A 17,636-nucleotide genomic window follows, 5' to 3' on the forward strand; every position below is an offset into this window, starting at 1 on the left:
AGATACAGGTTAATATCCATATTTTATTTCGAGTGTATGCAGGAGCGTGTCAGCCACGCGCGTGGTATTTTCCTGTTGGATATTGGTAAAAACAATATAGGTGCGGTTGACAGCAGGAATAACTTTTACCGTGGTGACGAAGGTGCCTGGCGTACCGCTGTTCTGTGATACCGCGTGGCCCTTAGCATTGATGTTTGTGAACCAGCCATAGGCAAAGCCGGGAAGACCGAAATGCAGTTGTTGGAAAACATCAGCGGGGAGGAGCGACGATTTTCCTGCGAGGCCGCGAAGTTGTTCCTGTACAAACCGGGCATAGTCCCGCAGGCTGATGTGGATGTTGCCGGCAGCCTGTAACCAGTTGAGTTTGGGCTGATAGGCTGGTGGTTCGGGATGGCCTTGCGCATCGTGGCCCCATGGCTGCGTACTGTCGGCAACGTTAGGGCTGCCGAGGCCCGGGTGGACGTGTAATTGTTGGCCAAGTACTTTCAGTAGTTGTGCATAGGTTTTGCCGCTGGCTTTTTCCAGCATAAGACCGGCGAGCGTATAACCACTGTTGGTGAGATTAAGCCCGGTATCTGTGACGGGTGGCTGTTGCAGCAGCCAGCGGGCAAATTGCAGGCGTTGATTCGCTTCACTGCCGGTAATTTGTTGTGGACGGGGAAGGGGATAGGTGTACGTATAGTGGGCGAGGTTATTACGGAAGGTTAGCAATTGTTGCAGGGTGAGGTGATGATACACTTTGTTTGCGCTGGTTTTCCAACCGGGGAAAAGCATGAAGAACGGCGTGTCCCAGGTGATGACGCGTGCCTGCACCAGCATAGCCGCGATCATGCAGGTGATGGCTTTGGTATTGGAGCCTATCCGAAACTGATGATCTATGGTGGCAGGGATGTTTGTATTGATTTTACAGACACCTGTCATCCCGATGTCCAAAATAGTGTCTGATGATACTACCGCGTAACCGAGGGCGGGGATGTGATGAGCTTGCCGGAGACTATCAGCGTAGGTTTGAAAGGACTGGGCCGTGGTGGTAACGGAAAAAAACAGCATCAGCAGGAGCGCTGACAGGGATGCACGCATGAAAAAGAAATTTGTGCAAAGGACGGAAAAACGGAGAGAAACTCCGCTCGTCGCCTGAAATTTCTCAGGCGACGGCGGATATATGAATAGGACATGGTCATTGGGCGTTCCGTATATACACCGGATCGCAATGGAAATAGTTGATGAATGCGATGGTAAACGCTTGTTCGTCCGGCAGGCCAATGCTGTGGGCGATTTCAGCGAGGGCAATATCTCTGTATACCAGCAGGTGATAAGCTTTCAGCATTTTCTGCTGGAAAGCAAAATCCTCCAGGGGAATGTAGAACATGTTTTCAAACGCGCCTGCCAGTACTGCGCTGGGCAGGTTAAACAGAAAGGCCGTGTGCATCAGCGGGGACTCCAGTTGTACATTGTCTTTCAGGTAATGAAATACACGTGTTAGCGTGTCATCGTCTACCGGGCGTTTGATGTTTTCCGGTGTAGCGTCCTGGCAGAGATAATTGCTGAAGATGGCAACACAACAGCGGCGCAGGAGGCATTCCGCCTGGTCTTCAATCAGTCGGCATTCCTTGATCACGTCCAGCAGCTGCTGGATAGCGATATTGGTGGTACAGTCGCGTTGATTGAGCGGTTCGCTCTGGTCTGTGACTTTTTTGCCCAGCAGACCTCTGAGTTCCGGAAATTCCCGTACCAGCGCGCCCATACAACCAGGTATGATGTTGATATGGAAGCTGCTGATCTGTATCCCGGGAATAACGGGAACGGTGTGCATTTGCTCCGGCAGGTTGAACAGGCAGATTTGTCGTCCTACCATGTTGAAATCGCCTCTCCCATGGATATTGGCAACCACCGCGTCCGCCTGGTTAAAATGAAGGGCCAGGATATGCCGCGGTGAATAGGGGGTGAGCAGAATATTTCTTTTGGCCAGTACTTCATGGTGCCAGATGGAAAAATCCCTTACTTTGATATTCTGGCAGAACATATCGCAATCCGCGTCCTGCTTGAAATACTGACGGGCAAAGGGAATCACGGTATCGTTGAAATCGTCCGGGATTAGTTCCAAAGGGGTAAAATACTGGTCGTCACGTTCTATCAGAAGTATCTTGCGTTCTGGCGTGGGTTTGATAGTATTTTGGTCATCCATAAAAAAAATACGATTAAAACTGATTGTCACGAATACATAATCCTTACTTAACAGGAATAGGTCAGTTAGAAAGTCATGGTTATTTGTGCCTGTGATATATTGTTTTTGTCATTATTTAAAACAGTGTATCACGCAGAAAAGTACTATATCAAATCCGGGTTTTTTTCAAACAAAATAGAAGACTATCTATCCAGTCTTTAAATATGTCGATAAATTAATATCTTTCTTTCATCCGGAGAAATCTTTTTTCCGGGGCAACATTGGGTTGATGACTACAGTTTTTTTTATAGTAGCAAAGATCGGGGAAAACAATTGTATGTCCATCTCCCCTGTTAGAGGGAGATGGAATTTTTCTGATGAATTTTTCTAGTGGGATAAGACGGCACTGCCTTTTTCAGCCGAAACAGTGGTTTTGATCTGCCGGCGCCCGATGAACAGGATCACCGATGCTACGAGCGAAGTGCCACACATGGTGAAGGCGAGGGGAACAGCGTTGTGGGTGTCGTAAAGGCTGACTACGGTTGCTGCCAGCGCGCCAACGCCCATTTGCAACGCGCCCATCAGTGCGGAAGCCGTGCCTGCGTTTTTGGTAAAGGGCGCCAGGCAAAGGGCAGCCGTATTAGGGTTGATGAAACCCAGGCAGCAAAGGAAGAGGAACAGCAGCGCCAGCAGGCTGGTGAGACTGAGCCAGTCGTTCCATGCGCCCACAGCCATCACCACGGCGACGAGACCCTGCAGGGTGAGGGCTACCGGTACGATCTGCCGGCTTTCATAACGTTTCAGCAGCAGGCTGTTGACCTGGCTACAGCCGATGAAGCCGATGGAGAGGCCTGCGAAAATCCAGCCATAGGTTTTACCGTCCAGATGATACACATCCATGAAAACCTGCGGAGAGCCGGACACATAGGCAAACAGCCCGGAGAAAGCGATGGCGCCGGTGAAGGCGTAGGTATAGAACTGCGGGGTGGTGGCCACTGTCCAGAAGCTCTGGATGATAGGGCCTGGCTTCAGCGACAACGAGGTGTCGGGCTTATAACTTTCGGGCAGCCATAAGATGGTAGCCAGCAAAAGGAGGAGACCGATACCTCCCAGTACTACAAACACTGCATGCCAGTGGAAAGCGGCGGCGGTATATCCGCCTATGGTGGGCGCCAGCATGGGAGAGGCGCCTACTACCAGCATCAGCAGGGCAAATACTTTCGCGTTTTCTTTTACCGGAAACAGGTCGCGTACCATCGCTACAGATGCCACGGTGGCAGCACAGCTACCCAGCGCCTGTATAAAACGAAGTATTACCAGGCTGTTTAACGTGCCCGCATATACGCAGCCCAGCGAGGCCACCAGGTATACCAGTAATCCCAGTATCAGCGGTGTTTTGCGGCCAAAGCGGTCGAGCAATGGGCCGTAGAGCAGCTGCCCCGCGGAAATACCGATGAAAAAGCTGGAGAGGGAAAGTCCCACACGGGCCTGCTCCACACCAAAGTCTTTGGCGATCGCCGGAAAACTTGGCAGGTACATATCTATGGAAAAAGGCGCGAGCGCCGTCAATGAGCCGAGTATCAATATCAGGAAAAAATAGCCGGATCGGGTATGTTCTTGTGTCACAGTCTGTTGGTTTAAATATCAGGCTGTAAAATTAGAACAACCATTTTATTCCTTTCACTTCTTAGCGGAATGATAATATTGATGATCGCATAGAGGAAAATGATAACTATCGGTTGATGATTGATGATGATAAATTTATATATATTTGCGCCGTCCTATTATTGTCCAGATGAGCACTACCACATTGAAAAACCTGGCTGCGGCGTTATTGCTGCTGCTGGTCCCCATTATGATCTATGCCCAGGAAGGGATGCCGGCAACGGTACGTCCCTGCGGCACTGATGTTTTACAAGAGCAATGGCGCCGGAATCCTTCGTTTCTGGCACGGGAACAAGCCATCAACCGGGCACTGCTGCAACGTCATTACATGACAGTACCGGGCGCACCTGTTGTTGATCCTGCCATCGTTACCCTGCCGGTGGTAGTGCATATCCTCAACGAAAACCCGAACGCCTATACGGACCTGGACGTGGCCAACGCTATCCAGTCACTGAATGACGCCTACGGCGCCACCGGAGCATTTACCGGCGGCCGCACCGATACCAAAATCCGGTTCTGCCTCGCGAAGACGGCCCCCGATGGCGGTCGCACCAGCGGTATTGTCCGTACCTACACTTACCTGAATGATTTCGATGTGGACATGGAAGGAGGGGAGGTCACCGACATGGGAGCGTGGGACCGTACCCGTTATATCAACATCTGGGTGGTATCCCAGATCCGTTCCGACTATATGCAGGACTTCAGCTGCGGCCAATGGAGCCGCCTCACCATGGGCGGATATGCCAGCGCCGGCGGTGATATTGTGGTGGCCGGACTGGGTACGGGCCTGCTGGCCCATGAAATGGGACATTACCTGAGCCTGCTGCATACCTTTGCCGCCCGCGACTGTAAAAACGATGACTGCCTCACCGACGGGGACATGGTCTGTGATACGCCACCGGAGAGGACCATCACCGGCGGTTATGCCTGCAGCGCCCCGCAGAACTCCTGCAGCACCGATACCTTATCCGGGTTTACGGTGGATGTGCCAGACCTGCCGGACAATTTCATGGATTACGGACAGGGAACGGGTTGCGTACTGGGCTTCACTGCCGGGCAGACCCAGCGTATGCGTAATTTCATTGCTGCCGCGCTGCCGCTGATGCAGGCCAGCATTGTCTGTAACGATCCCTGTGCAGGTACCGTCACCGCTGCTTTCACCCGTGATATTGCTTATCCCGTAGTGGGCGATGTGGTCACTTTTACCGCCACGGTCGCCGCGGGACAGTCCGTACAATGGCTGGTAGACGGCACCACTGCCGGAGCAGGCGTTACGCTGGCGCTTCCGGTGACGGTACAGAAAACCTACCAGCTGGAATTGCGTGTAACCGATAACGTGACCGGCTGCCATGCTTCCACTACCGACGCCATGGCTGTCAGCTGCGGCGTGGTGGCCCGCTTCTATCCTGATAAACGGAAAATCGCTTCCAGGCTGGGCGTACAAACCGACCATGTGGTGTTTACCAACCGCTCCCGCAACGCTACCTCCTGGAAATGGCTGATCAGCAACGACAAGGGCATGGCCGAAACCGTGGTGAGCACCGATGAGCAGCTCGACTATATATTTAATACACCTGCCAACTATAAGGTACGGCTATACGCCACCGACGGGCACTGTGAAGACTATACGAACCCCGTGACCATTGTGGTGGACGACCCTACCGCCGATGGCGTCGTATATGTGTCGGCGGTAGAATGTTATCAGCAGAACAAACTACGGGTGAAGCTGTATTTTGAAAACAAAGGTTATGTGACCATCCCTAAAAATACCCCTGTCTCTTTTTATGATGATGATCCGCGGCTGGGAAAAGGCAGGCGGTTAGGCACGCCCTTCCTGCTGCCCGCAGACCTGCCCGGTAAATGCGCGTCGGTATTATATACCACGATTGTAGATGCCGGTCGCGACGGCATCGATACTTTGGTGACGGTGATGAATGACAACGGCACCGTTTTCCCGCTGGTACTCCCTAATGCCAGCACTAGTGTAGAGGAAAGTAACTACGGCAATAATGTAAGCTTTAAGAAAGGTTTCCGGTTTCATGTGTCGCTGGCACCGGGCGATTATACCCTGACGCCGCAGCAGCAACTGGTGCTGAAGCCAACTTCCAAAGGCGGCGCCATCACTACCGCCACCTGGGATGCATCGCCGTATCTGGACTGCACCACCTGTATCAACGCCACTTTCACTGCGCCTTATCGTAAAGATACCGTCACCACCGTGAAGGTGCGTGGTTATACGCAATATGCCTGTTACGCAGATACCGTGGCCACTTTGCACATCCCGCCGGTAGATGACTATACGGTGAAACTGGATAAAGTGAACTGTTCCCGGGGCGATAGTCTGTATGTGGACTTCTCGTTGTGCAATGCCTACGCGCCGGGTAACATACCCGCCGCGCTGCAAGTGGATTTTTACGACCGTCTCCCCGGCGATCCGGCGGCGGTGAAGCTGGGCAACACTTTCCTGACGCCGCTGGCATCTGCCGGCGTTTGCAGCAGTTACGGGCAATATCTACGGAATACCGCTACCGGACAGGTAGTGGCCGTGGTGAACAAAGACCATCAGCCATTCCCGCCGTCCAGCGGCCTGAATGAAGCAGACTATACCAATAATACCCAGACCATGGGTTATGTGCCGCCGGTACTGACGGTGTTCCCCCAGGACACTACTGTGTTCCGCAAAACGCCATTCCATTTTTATTATGGAGTGACCGGCTTTGATCCGGTTACTATCCGTTGGGATAACAGCGACGCTTATACGATGGATTGCACCAATTGCCCGGCGCCGGCCGTCCGGATGCTGGACAGCAGCCAGATAGGATTGCAGTTGACGAACCGCTACGGCTGTATATTGAAAGGAACGGAATATGTACACCTGGTGCCGCCGGACCTCACCGTCACGTTGTTGTCGGCCCATTGTTATGACAATCAGCATATCCTTGTGAAGTTCAAAGTATGCGTCGCCAACGGCTATGATACCATCTTCCAAAAAATACCGGTATCCTTTTATAATGGTGCTCCCGGTAATGAACGCACCACGTTGTTGCAACCATTGTTTTATACGCCGACAGCCAAAGAGGGCGACTGCCGTGAATTTACCCATGTGCTCAGTGCGCCCGGTACTGCGGAGGTAGCGGCTGTGGTGAATGACAAAGGCGGCTTTGTGTGGGAAGAGACAGATTATACCAACAACCAGAGCGTAGTGGATTATGAACCGTTTACCGTGAGTGCCACGCCGGCATTGATTTCGTTGCCCAGGCCGGCCAGTGTGCCGCTGCGTACGTCCGTTACCGGTGGCCCTGCCACTTCCTATACGTGGGAGCCACAATCGGGTTTGTCGTGCGTTACCTGCCCTTATCCGGTAGCGGCGGCCACTTCCTCTATGCGTTATCTTGTCACCGCCACCAACGATTATTGGTGTACCGATACCGCCAGTGTACGGATACAGACTTTCGTCAATGCGGGCATTAGTATGCCGAATGCCTTTTCTCCCAATGGCGACGGCCAGAATGATTATTTCTATGTGATTGGCAGCTGGGATATCCGGCAGGTACGGAACCTGTCCATATTTAACCGTTCCGGCAACAAAGTATTTGAAGCAGTGAATACACCGGCCAACGATCGTGGTTATGGCTGGAATGGGCTGGTAAACGGCAGGAAAGCTGATATGGGCACTTACGTGTACTTTGCCACGGTGGAGTACATGGATGGGACAGTGAAACTAATAAAGGGAACGGTGACGCTTATACGATAACTATTGCATTGCTTTATAAAAAAGGAAAACCGGCTCCCAGTGAAGAGCCGGTTTCTTTTTTTCATCCTTCACACACACTATACATGAACAGTTTTAAGCATGGTCCCGTTTTCGTTGAAGCGGCTATGCCAGCTAAGTGCCTCCTGCAGCAGGTGGGGCGTGTGGCCCCCGCGGTTGCAGGCGTCGGTAAAATAGTTGTTCAGTTCGTCTTTATAGCTGGCATGCGCGCATTTGGATATGATCAGTCTTGCACGTTCCCGGGGCGCGAGTCCCCGTAAGTCTGCCAGACCGTTCTCTGTTACTATAATGTCTACATCATGTTCAGTATTGTCTATATGAGAAGCCATTGGAACAATGTGCGAAATACCGCCGGCTTTGGAAGATGATTGGGTGACGAATATGCTCAGGTAGGCGTTGCGTGCGAAATCATTGGAGCCGCCGATCCCGTTCATCATAGCAGTGCCGCCGATGTGCGTGGAGTTGACGTTACCGTAGATGTCGCATTCAATGGCTGTATTGATGCTGATAACACCCAGCCGGCGAATGACTTCCGCTGCGTTGCTGATATCCTGAGGCCGCAGGATGATATGCGGCTTATATTTTTCGAAATTGCTGAAAACCCTGTTGTAACATGCCTGCGAGACGGTGATGGAAGAGGCGGAGGCCATTTCCAGTTTACCGGCGTCAATCAGGTTAAATGCGCTGTCCTGTATCACTTCTGAGTACATGGTCAGGTGATGGAAATTGCCATCCATAAAACCTTCCATGACAGCATTGGCGACCTTACCGATACCGGACTGTAGTGGTCGGAGCGATGTTGGCAGCCGGCCTTTTGATATTTCGTGCGAAAAGAATTCCAGCAGATGAGCCGCGATGGCGGTCGTTTTTTCATCCCTTTCATTGATAGAAGCCGGGCTGTCGGTGGTGGTGGTCAGTACTATCGCCACAATCTTTTCCGGATCAACGGGAATAGAAGGTCGTCCAACACGGTCGCCGGCCCGGGTGATGGGGATGATTTGTTTATCGGGCCATATGCCTGCAGAGAAGATATCGTGTACTCCATATACCGAAAGGGGTACAGAGAGATTGATCTCCACGATGATTTTGTTGGCCGCGGCCGCAAAGGCGGCGGAGTTGCCAACGGAGGTAGTGGGTACGATGCTTCCGTCTTCTTCGATCAGCAGTGCTTCGATGACGGCCACATCTACACGGGGAATGATTTTCTCTTCCACGAAGGAGGCGCTTTCGCCGAGGTGCTGATCAATGAAGAGTACTTCACCGCTGTTGATTTTTTTGCGTAACGCAGGATCTACCTGGAAAGGCATGCGTTTGTGCAGTATGCCTGCTTCAGCCAGGGCCCCGTCTGTGTCGTGACCCAGTGAGGCCCCTGTGAGCAGCGTTATTCTGAGAGGTTTAGCAGGAGCTGTTGACGCCAGTGCTTTTAATACCGCTTTGCTGTCGCCCGCTTTGGTAAAACCGCTGGAGGCCACGACCATCTGGTCTTTAAAAAACGTGGCGGCTTGTTCGGCACTGGTGATCTTCTGTAGTAAGTCTCTTCTCTTGATGCGTTCTTCGTACATGGTGCAGGAATGTGCGCAATGGCAAATGTAGCTTGCGGATTGCGGGTACAATATTAGGACGGTTTCCGGTGGCTGATTAGTGCATCTGGGACAAACTTTTATTTGTTCCGGCCAATCCGGAGCACTGTTTTTATCGTTATATTTATAGTGTATAGGCTGTCACTTTCATTTCCATTACATAAACCATCCTGCAACATGAAAAAAGTGTTCCTCTCTCTGTTATGTGTTTGCTTTTTTACTGCTGCCTCCGTGCAGGCTCAAAGTATACTGGACCAGGCAAAAAAAACAGCCGGCAGTGTACAAAATCCTTTAGCCGATTACAGCGGTGTAGCCGGCAGTATCCTGTCGAAGCTGACGCCCGCACTTGGATTGACAGCAGTCCAGAAACCGAAGGTGACCGATCTGGTGACTGGTTTTCTGAAACAGAAAGCGAGTATTTTGCCTTTGCAGCAGAGTAATCCTGCTTCGTATGCTTCTAAATTCGCCGGCCTGCAAGGGGGGCTTTTTTCCAAACTCAAACTGCTGCTGACAGCTGCCCAGTACACCAAATTTCTGGGACTGAAGCCGAAAGCCAATGATGCGACGAATGTGTTGTCGCAGTTGTTCTTCTAGTCTCGCGAAAGGTTCACGCAAAGGCGCAAAGCAGCAAAGAGCGCAAAGATTTTTAAGTGTTAAATAAGAAAGCAAAGGGGCGAAGATCAAATCTGATATTCAAAATTTGATCTTCGCTTCTTTGCTTTCTTTGCCCGCTTATATTATTCTTTGCGCTCTTTGCTGCTTTGCGCCTTTGCGTGAATTCTTCGTGAGTTATTTATCTTGAAGAGACTTTGTGCCCTTTGCTCACTTAGCTCCTTTGCGTGAAATCTTTGCGAGAACTATCTTCTTTATTATCTTCGCGGCCCTATGCCAAAGCCAAAGAAGAAGACACCGAAGAAGAAAACGTCGAATAATAGTTTAGCCGTAGCCGTTATACTGATACTTGTCACTTTTGCTGTGACCACCTGTTCCCGGAAGATAGCCGGGAGAAAGGAAAAAGACCCTCCCCGGAAGACTGCTGCAAAATCGCATGCTAAAAAGAAGACCAATAAATACCTGTTACAGGAAGATTTTGAAAAAGGCAGCAAGACCAATTACAATTCAGAAAGTGTAGACTTGTCCAGCGGCAGCTGGGCGTTCAAAGACGCCGTGACCGGCAGTCTGGATGAAGACCATAAAGTGGGTACGCAGGCGTTGCGTATCCGTGATAATGGTAGGGCCACGATGGACTTTGATATTGCCGTGAATGGCACCGTGACGGTTACGCTGAAGTATGCGCTCTATGGAAAGGACAAAGAAGGCGCCTGGGAATTGTGGGCGTCTGTGAACCGCGGGCAACGTTTTACCAAAGTGGGCAATACGGTGGAGGTGAGCTCCAATAGTCTGCAAACGGTTAGTTTTACTGCCACTACGCAGTCTACCATCCGTTTCAGCATTCGGAAAACAGACAACACAGGAAGCCGTCTTAATATAGATGCCATCAGGGTGAGCGCAGGGGGTAAAGAAACGCCTGCGGAGAAGCCTGATAAAGGAGAAGGCGCCGTGCGCGGAGATGACGATAACCTGTTGCTGGGTAATCCCAGCAATGCCACGTCTGCGGTGGTAATGGCCAACAACTACCTGATGGATAAGGGTTATTATATCTTATCTTATAACAGGGACAACGGAACGCCCAATTGGGTGAGCTGGCATATCTCTGCCGGTGATCTGGGGCGTATGGCCAGGGGGAATGATTTCCGGCCGGACGCGGATGTTCCGGAGGGCTGGTTCCAGGTAACACAGTTCAGCTACAACGGCAGCGGGTTTGACCGTGGACATAATTGCCCTTCCGGGGACCGTACTGCTTCGCGGGATGCCAATGAAGCTACTTTCCTGATGACGAATATGATTCCACAGGCGCCTAATCATAATCAGCATTTGTGGTCCAATCTGGAAGGATATACGCGTTCGCTGGTGAAAGATGGTAACGAAGTATATGTGATCATGGGAAGCTATGGCAGCGGGGGGACAGGCAGCAAGGGCACGTCTAAGAAGATTGCCGGCAGCCGGGTGAATGTGCCCGCGAGGATCTGGAAGGTGATCGTGGTGTTGCCGGAAGGTAATAATGACCTGAAGCGGGTAACCCGGCAAACACGGGTAATTGCCGTTAATACTCCTAATAACAATGAGGTAAATACGAAGTGGTCTGCATACCTAACTTCTATTGAGGAGATTGAAAAAGCCACTGGCTACAAGTTGTTGTCCAATGTGCCGGCAGCAGTGCGCGAGGAGCTGGTGAAGAAGATTGATACCGGTGAATGAGGAGGTTAGCATGAATGTTGCAGTAGTGAATTTTCTTCTAACGGAAAACCGGTAGTGCTTACCGGGCAAAAAAAATATTGGGCATTGTAATAATTAATTATAAATTGCATAAATTTGCCATATTTTTAACGACATAAAGTTTTATCTCTTTAAAAGGATAAAATATAAAGGTAAAAAATACGCTAATTGTCAACTAGCCATATTAGTAATTTTGCTTTATTGAAGAATTTTAACCTTTTGTATTTATGTATGTGTAACATTTGAAGACCTTAATTCGTTAGCTAACAATAGAGAATGATTGGTGAGATAACGAGCATAGTTTGAAACTGACAAAGAGACCTACAATTTTCACTGATGCAGCGCTCATACTTCCTGTACCGCCAGGTAAAGGGGAGAATGTAGCTGTAATAAAGAGGAGAAGGCAGGCGTTATACCAGACAAGTATCAGTCGGTGCTCGATGAAGAAAAATTAAAAAATAACAAAAATATATAAGTTCAGATTATATGGGTGATAGGATGTCCGTGGCCTTATTAATTACGACCTACAATTGGCCAGAAGCGTTAAAGCTCGTTCTTGAAAGTGTGCTGAGGCAAACTGTTTTGCCAAATGAGGTCATCATCGCAGATGATGGATCCGGCGACACTACCAGATATGTCATTGAAACGTTCAAACGGAGCAGTACTATTCCGGTAAAACATTTCTGGCATCCTGATGAAGGTTTCAGAAAAACCATCATCATCAACCAGGCTATCTCCGGAACGGAATCTGATTATATTATACAGATAGATGGAGATATTGTACTGAACGAGAATTTTATCAGAGATCATATCAACGAAGCAGAGGAGGGGTATTACATCCGCGGCAGTCGTGTACTGTTGCCGGAAGACAAGACCCGTTATTTTCTGCGCTCCGGTGAGTTTGGGAATGTGACCATATTTGGCCGTGGCATAAAGAACCGGTTTAATGGTGTGCGTATTCCGTTTCTCGCTCCGTTACTGATTAAGAAGAGCAAGCGTTCCAATAATTTTATCGGCGCTAACTGTGCCTACTGGAAAAAGGACTTCCTGCGTGTAAACGGATATAATAATGAACTGAAAGGGTGGGGCCATGAGGATATCGAACTGGCTGCCCGTTTTATCAACTCTGGCCTGAGCCAGAAAAAGGTGAAGATGAAAGCGGTTTGCTATCATCTGCACCATCCCCTCAATGACCGGGTCCATGAGAATGTCAACTACAGGGTATATCTCGATACTTTAAACAAAGGGATTACCTATTGTACAAACGGCTATCACCACTAAGATCACCAGCAATACGATCTTTACGATCTTCCACCGGTTAGTACGGAAAGAGCTTGGGTTTTCTTTTGCAAAGCCCATGTCTATTCTTTTCGCGAATCCGTCAGGACGGCCACGCAACAGTGCGTCGTACAGATAACCGGCTTCCCAGCAATTTTTTGCCCACATGAGTTGAAAGGCTACGGCCGGCGACCATGTTTTGCCTACCGTAATGGCTTTGAACCAGTTGGTCAGGTATTCTGCCAGCGGAACGGCCACTACCAGGCATATCCATAACTTCACGGTTCCCGTAAACAGGGCAGCAGGGAACAGGAACAGCAGTAGCAGTAAGGTTTCCAGCGTATTGGTAAAATCGCGGTAAGTATATCTTTGTTCCGGTTCCTTATGGGCCAGTTGATTGGCAGCCATGCCATAGCGGAACTGGCGGCGTGTTTGCATCGCGCCATTGTCGTGCCAGGGGTGCGTTACCGCAGCGGCCGGCACTGATTGGTATTTTTCATTGAATTTCAGCCAGTGGCGCACGAAAAAGTCCACATCTTCCCCTCCTTCTTTCAAATTGGTATCAAACAGGGCCGGGTCCAGCTTCTCCCGGTTGATCATCATGTTGGTGGTAGGCGCCCAGGTGATTTCCGGGTAGTACAGCGCCAGTTTAAAATGATGTACGGAGCCATTTATTTCCAGTGCGCGGGTAGCGGCATTGATGGCTTCGGGGAAATAGGTGACCCCTGCAAAGCCCAGTGCCTGGTCGTTTTGGGAAATAGCTGTAGCGTATGCTTTCAGCAGGTCTGGCTGCGGTACGATATCATCGTCCAGCAGCAGGACCCATTTTGCCTGTCCCGCCCGGATGCCTTTATTGCGCGTGCCGGAGAAACCGAGGTTGGTTTCATTGACCAGCAGGTGTATTTCGCCGGTACGGTCCAGTTCCTTCAGCGTTTCGGGGATAACAGCAGCAGGATTATCGGCCACGATGAAGGTATTGACCTCAAAGCCAGCTGGTTTTTCGAGCCGGATAATATTTAAAAGCAGTGCCGCTGTTAGCCGGAAAGAGGGCACGACGATGTCTATAGCGTTGGGTTTAATCATAGCTGCAAATATACATACAGTTATATTGATATATAGATTATCGTTAATCTATCTATTCTTCTGTTACCGCCTCTTCCTTATTGGAAGCGAAGGTCTGCATGTCGATGAGTTTTTTGTAGAGGCCGTTGTTGGTCAGCAGTTCAAGATGTGAGCCCTGTTCCACGATCCGTCCGTCTTCCAGTACAATGATGATGTCAGCGTTCTGGATGGTGCTGAGGCGGTGGGCGATCACCAGGGAAGTGCGGTGTTTCATCAGGTTGTTGAGGGCGTCCTGCACCATTTTTTCGGATTCTGTGTCCAGCGCGGAGGTAGCCTCGTCCAGCAGCATCAGCGGCGGGTTGTTCAGTACGGCACGGGCGATACAGATACGTTGTCTTTGTCCGCCGGAGAGCCTGGAGCCTTTGTCACCGATATTGGTGTCATAACCTTCGCTCATGGCCATGATAAATTCATGGGCGTTGGCAATGCGGGCTGCTGCCTCTACGGCTTCCGGTGTGGCATCGGGTTTAGCGAAAGCGATATTGTTGTAGATGCTGTCGTTGAAGAGGATGGATTCCTGATTGACCATCCCTATTTGCGAACGTAAGGATTCCATCGTTACGCTCTGCAGGAGGCGGCCGTCGATGAATATATCGCCGGATTGTGGCTCAATGAAGCGGGGGATCAGGTCCATCATGGTGGATTTACCACCACCGGACGGGCCTACCAGCGCGACTGTTTTACCTTTAGGGATGGTCAGGTTGATATTTTTGAGGACCGCTTTTTCACCGTAGGCAAAAGATACGTTCCTGAATTCAATTTCTTTTTCAAAGCCGGTCATGATGGTGGCGTTGGGGGCATCCACGATGGCCGGTTTTTCGTCGATCAGTTCCAGTACGCGTTCGCCGGCAGCCACCCCTGAGTGGATATTGCTGAAGGAAGCGGAGATCGCTTTTGCGGGGCGCATTACCTGGGAGAACAGGGCGATATAGGCGATAAAGGCAGCGGCATTGAGATCGCCCTGGTTAGACAGTACGAGGGTACCGCCGTACAATACGATACCTGCCACCATGATTACGCCTAATGTTTCAGATACCGGTGAGGCCAGTTGTTGTTTTCTGGCCATGGCGCGACCAATTTTGGAATAGCGGACGTTTTCGTTATTGAAGCGGTCGGTGGTGAACTTAACCGCGTTAAAAGCTTTAATGATACGGATACCATGAAGCGCCTCATCCAGGTAGCTGATCATCAGGCCGTAGGTACGGTGGGCTGCGACCGCTTGCTCTTTCAGTTTTTTAACAATTTTGGAGATGATGAAGGCGGCCACCGGGATTACCAGCATAGAGGCCAGTGTCAGCTTATAGGAGATGATGAACAGCATCACCAGGTAAAAAAGGAGGGTAACGGGTTCTTTAAAGATCACCTGTAGCGTACCTGTCACGGAAAACTGCACTGTTTGCACATCACTGGCAATTTTAGAGATGATATCGCCTTTGCGTTCATTGCTGAAATAACCGAGATGAAGGTTCATGACGTTATTGAAAACAGCCTTTCTGAGATTGAGGAGCGTATGGATACGGAGGCTTTCCATGGTTTTTTCCGCAAAATAACGGAACAGGTTACCGAGCAACACGGAGGCCACGATACAACCGCATACAAAGCGGAGCGTTTGTACGGCGCCATATTTGTTAAAAATGAGGGCAGTATAGTAGTTAAAAATAGCGAAGATATCTATCCAGGTTTGTGGCTTTGGCGGCACCTCTTTTACGTTACTGAAAATGGTGGCCAGCAATGGAGCCAGCAGTGCCAGGTTCAGTGTACTGAAGATAATGGACAGCAACGTAAAAAGGATGTAGGGAATAGCGAATTTGTTAATAGGTTTGGCAAAAGCTAAAAGTCGGAAGTATGTCTTCATATTACTGTATAATAACTATCTATATAGAAAGCCGCATCAAAGCAAAGCTGATGCGGCTTCTCTCACAACGGGCAAAATTAAGGCTTTTGCCCGGAATTGACAAAGAAATTAAGGCCCAATAAGGTATCTTTATGTTAGTCATCTCCCCCAAAATACCCCATATGAAAAAAGTACCCGTCATTTCTTTTGAATTCCGCCATCAGGCGTTGGATATCGCTTATCTGCAAAGACTTTACCAACATCAGCCATCGTATGCTTTTGACATGTTTGAAGGGTTTCTCTCAGAGATAGGCACCCGGATAACGCAATTGGGCAATGCGGTGACGGAGAACAACCGGGAGCTGGTCAGGTATTATGCGCATCAGTTGAGGGCTTTCACCGGTATCGTGGGGCTCACCAGTGTCCAGTCCACCACAGAGCGGCTGGAGTGTTGCAGCATGGCCGGCAGTCCGGATGTGATACAACAGCTTTTCCGGGAGATCAGCGCTGGTATCCGGCAGGCGATGCCACCGGTACGGCTGGAGTTTGAGCGGCTCCGGGCCTTTCTGCAATCGGGAGAGCTTTAAATCCGGGTGATGATAAACGTACTGGTATCCACCTGGCTGCGATGTAGTAGTTTATTCAGCGTGATAACAGCTTCCCGGAAAGTCGCTTCGTTCATGCCCTGTTTTACTTTGCCCGTCATGTACAGGTAAAAAGCGGGACGCAACCTCACCTGGGCGAGCATGATGTGCATGCCGGGAATACTCCTGTCTATCGCATAGAGCAGGGTAGTGGTATCCTGTAGTGGTACATTCCAGCTAACATCGAATACAGGATAGTTGTCCTGCCCGGTGGTATCATTGGGGCGTACATTGGCCGGCCGGATACGTTGTTTCGGGTCGTATGCCCGAAAGAAAAACTGCCGGCTGGAAGTATCGGATTTCATTCGGCGGACAGCGGAGTCTCCACTGATAACATAGATGTCCAGCTGCGCGGAATCGGGGTTGGCGAGGATCGCAGCAATATCTTTATTGGCTTCCGTGTATTGAAACAGGTCGATATTCAGCGGGTTGCCGGTATTGATATAGGGGAACAGTTTAATCGTTGCTGCATGATCGTTAGTATAGAGGAAGGCACCGCCTTCCCGCTTTAATCGTTGTGCTACCAGTTCATCTACTTGTTGTTTCCCTTTGTAAAAACGTTCTTCAGCAGCGGCTTTCATACGTTTAAAATCGGGCTTTCGTGAATGGGTAACACAAGTGCCCACTCCGAATAATATTACTACTATTAGGATGAGGCCTATCACGAGGCCGCTGAGATGATTGCCGGACCGGTTGATGCGGCTGAGCTGTGCTGCTGGCGTGATATCTTCAGTTGTGCTGGTGTGTTGAGCCTTGAGCAGGTCTGGCTTCGGGGTTTGTTTGGTCATGGCCGTCTCCAGTTGACGGAGGAAATCTTCGAAGACTATGACTTCTTCAGGCGTGTTTTGTATCAGCGCGCGGCTGCTGCGGACCATATTCCAGGAGACGCGTCTCTTATCTAACCGGAGTTTGATAGCCGGGCTCATTGCTCCCCATGGCCTTGATATTTTCCGGATGTCGGTGAAGTAGATGGTGCCATACAGGGCAGACTCAATACGATCGTGATACAATGTGAGGGTTTCTTTCCTCCACATCCATGTGATGGTGAGAAACATGAGGGTAATCATCACCACCAGCATGACCGTAATGATTATTCCAACGCTCAGGTTCAGCAAAAGGCCCGGGACCACCGTGCCGAAGAAGGCCGTCATCATTGCTACAAAGGCCCATATGCCTCGTTTCCGGTCTGCGATATTAAACTGCCAGGTGGGAGGATTTTTCATGGGCCGAAGATAAGGTT

General features: G+C 50.2%; 12 protein-coding genes. 5 read left to right on the forward strand and 7 right to left on the reverse strand.

Going from position 1 to position 17,636, the window contains the following annotated elements:
- Window positions 1-9: 9 nt before the first annotated feature.
- The 3 genes from ICL55_RS23065 to ICL55_RS23075 form a co-directional block, all read right to left on the reverse strand.
- Window positions 10-1,080 carry a serine hydrolase domain-containing protein gene (locus ICL55_RS23065; protein WP_188101793.1) on the reverse strand — a complete coding sequence of 357 codons (1,071 nt, stop codon included), beginning with the start codon at window positions 1,078-1,080 and terminating at the stop codon, window positions 10-12.
- Window positions 1,081-1,177: 97 nt separating this feature from the next.
- The gene (locus ICL55_RS23070) at window positions 1,178-2,185 is read right to left on the reverse strand and encodes a helix-turn-helix transcriptional regulator (protein ID WP_188101795.1); all 1,008 of its coding nucleotides are present in this window, start codon (window positions 2,183-2,185) and stop codon (window positions 1,178-1,180) included.
- A gap of 366 nt (window positions 2,186-2,551) precedes the next feature.
- The gene (locus tag ICL55_RS23075; RefSeq protein WP_188101797.1) at window positions 2,552-3,790 is read right to left on the reverse strand and encodes a Bcr/CflA family efflux MFS transporter; all 1,239 of its coding nucleotides are present in this window, start codon (window positions 3,788-3,790) and stop codon (window positions 2,552-2,554) included.
- A 145-nt stretch (window positions 3,791-3,935) separates the two neighbouring features.
- On the opposite strand from ICL55_RS23075, the gene ICL55_RS23080 reads away from it, so the two are divergent.
- Window positions 3,936-7,583, forward strand: a complete 3,648-nt coding sequence (locus ICL55_RS23080; RefSeq protein ID WP_188101799.1) for a T9SS type B sorting domain-containing protein — start codon at window positions 3,936-3,938, stop codon at window positions 7,581-7,583.
- A 77-nt stretch (window positions 7,584-7,660) separates the two neighbouring features.
- Here the strand turns inward: ICL55_RS23080 and scpC are convergent, their stop codons facing one another.
- A complete protein-coding gene (gene scpC, locus ICL55_RS23085) occupies window positions 7,661-9,163 on the reverse strand; it encodes a succinyl-CoA:acetate CoA-transferase ScpC (RefSeq protein WP_188101802.1) in 1,503 nt (500 codons plus the stop codon).
- Window positions 9,164-9,358: 195 nt separating this feature from the next.
- Here scpC and ICL55_RS23090 point away from each other — a divergent pair, with 195 nt between their 5' ends.
- The 3 genes from ICL55_RS23090 to ICL55_RS23100 all read left to right on the forward strand — a co-directional run bounded on the left by ICL55_RS23090 (window position 9,359) and on the right by ICL55_RS23100 (window position 12,799).
- Window positions 9,359-9,775, forward strand: a complete 417-nt coding sequence (locus tag ICL55_RS23090; protein WP_188101804.1) for a hypothetical protein — start codon at window positions 9,359-9,361, stop codon at window positions 9,773-9,775.
- 291 nt (window positions 9,776-10,066) lie between these two features.
- Complete coding sequence (locus tag ICL55_RS23095) at window positions 10,067-11,500, forward strand: DNA/RNA non-specific endonuclease (protein WP_188101806.1); 1,434 nt, start codon at window positions 10,067-10,069, stop codon at window positions 11,498-11,500.
- A 516-nt stretch (window positions 11,501-12,016) separates the two neighbouring features.
- The gene (locus tag ICL55_RS23100) at window positions 12,017-12,799 is read left to right on the forward strand and encodes a glycosyltransferase family 2 protein (RefSeq protein ID WP_188102018.1); all 783 of its coding nucleotides are present in this window, start codon (window positions 12,017-12,019) and stop codon (window positions 12,797-12,799) included.
- Here ICL55_RS23100 and ICL55_RS23105 read toward each other — a convergent pair.
- Both ICL55_RS23105 and ICL55_RS23110 read right to left on the reverse strand, forming a co-directional pair.
- Window positions 12,755-13,879: a glycosyltransferase family 2 protein gene (locus ICL55_RS23105; RefSeq protein ID WP_188101807.1), complete on the reverse strand. Its 1,125-nt coding sequence runs from the start codon at window positions 13,877-13,879 to the stop codon at window positions 12,755-12,757. The two genes, ICL55_RS23100 and ICL55_RS23105, sit on opposite strands and share 45 nt — an antisense overlap.
- Window positions 13,880-13,931: 52 nt before the next feature.
- The gene (locus ICL55_RS23110; RefSeq protein ID WP_188101809.1) at window positions 13,932-15,773 is read right to left on the reverse strand and encodes an ABC transporter ATP-binding protein; all 1,842 of its coding nucleotides are present in this window, start codon (window positions 15,771-15,773) and stop codon (window positions 13,932-13,934) included.
- A gap of 161 nt (window positions 15,774-15,934) precedes the next feature.
- On the opposite strand from ICL55_RS23110, the gene ICL55_RS23115 reads away from it, so the two are divergent.
- Window positions 15,935-16,339 (forward strand): Hpt domain-containing protein, encoded by a 405-nt coding sequence (locus tag ICL55_RS23115; protein WP_188101811.1) that lies wholly within the window; start codon window positions 15,935-15,937, stop codon window positions 16,337-16,339.
- Here ICL55_RS23115 and ICL55_RS23120 read toward each other — a convergent pair.
- Window positions 16,336-17,619 (reverse strand): hypothetical protein, encoded by a 1,284-nt coding sequence (locus ICL55_RS23120; RefSeq protein WP_188101813.1) that lies wholly within the window; start codon window positions 17,617-17,619, stop codon window positions 16,336-16,338. The genes ICL55_RS23115 and ICL55_RS23120 overlap by 4 nt on opposite strands.
- Window positions 17,620-17,636 lie beyond the last annotated feature (17 nt).

This window comes from Chitinophaga varians, from assembly GCF_014529945.1.
Lineage (GTDB): Bacteria > Bacteroidota > Bacteroidia > Chitinophagales > Chitinophagaceae > Chitinophaga > Chitinophaga varians.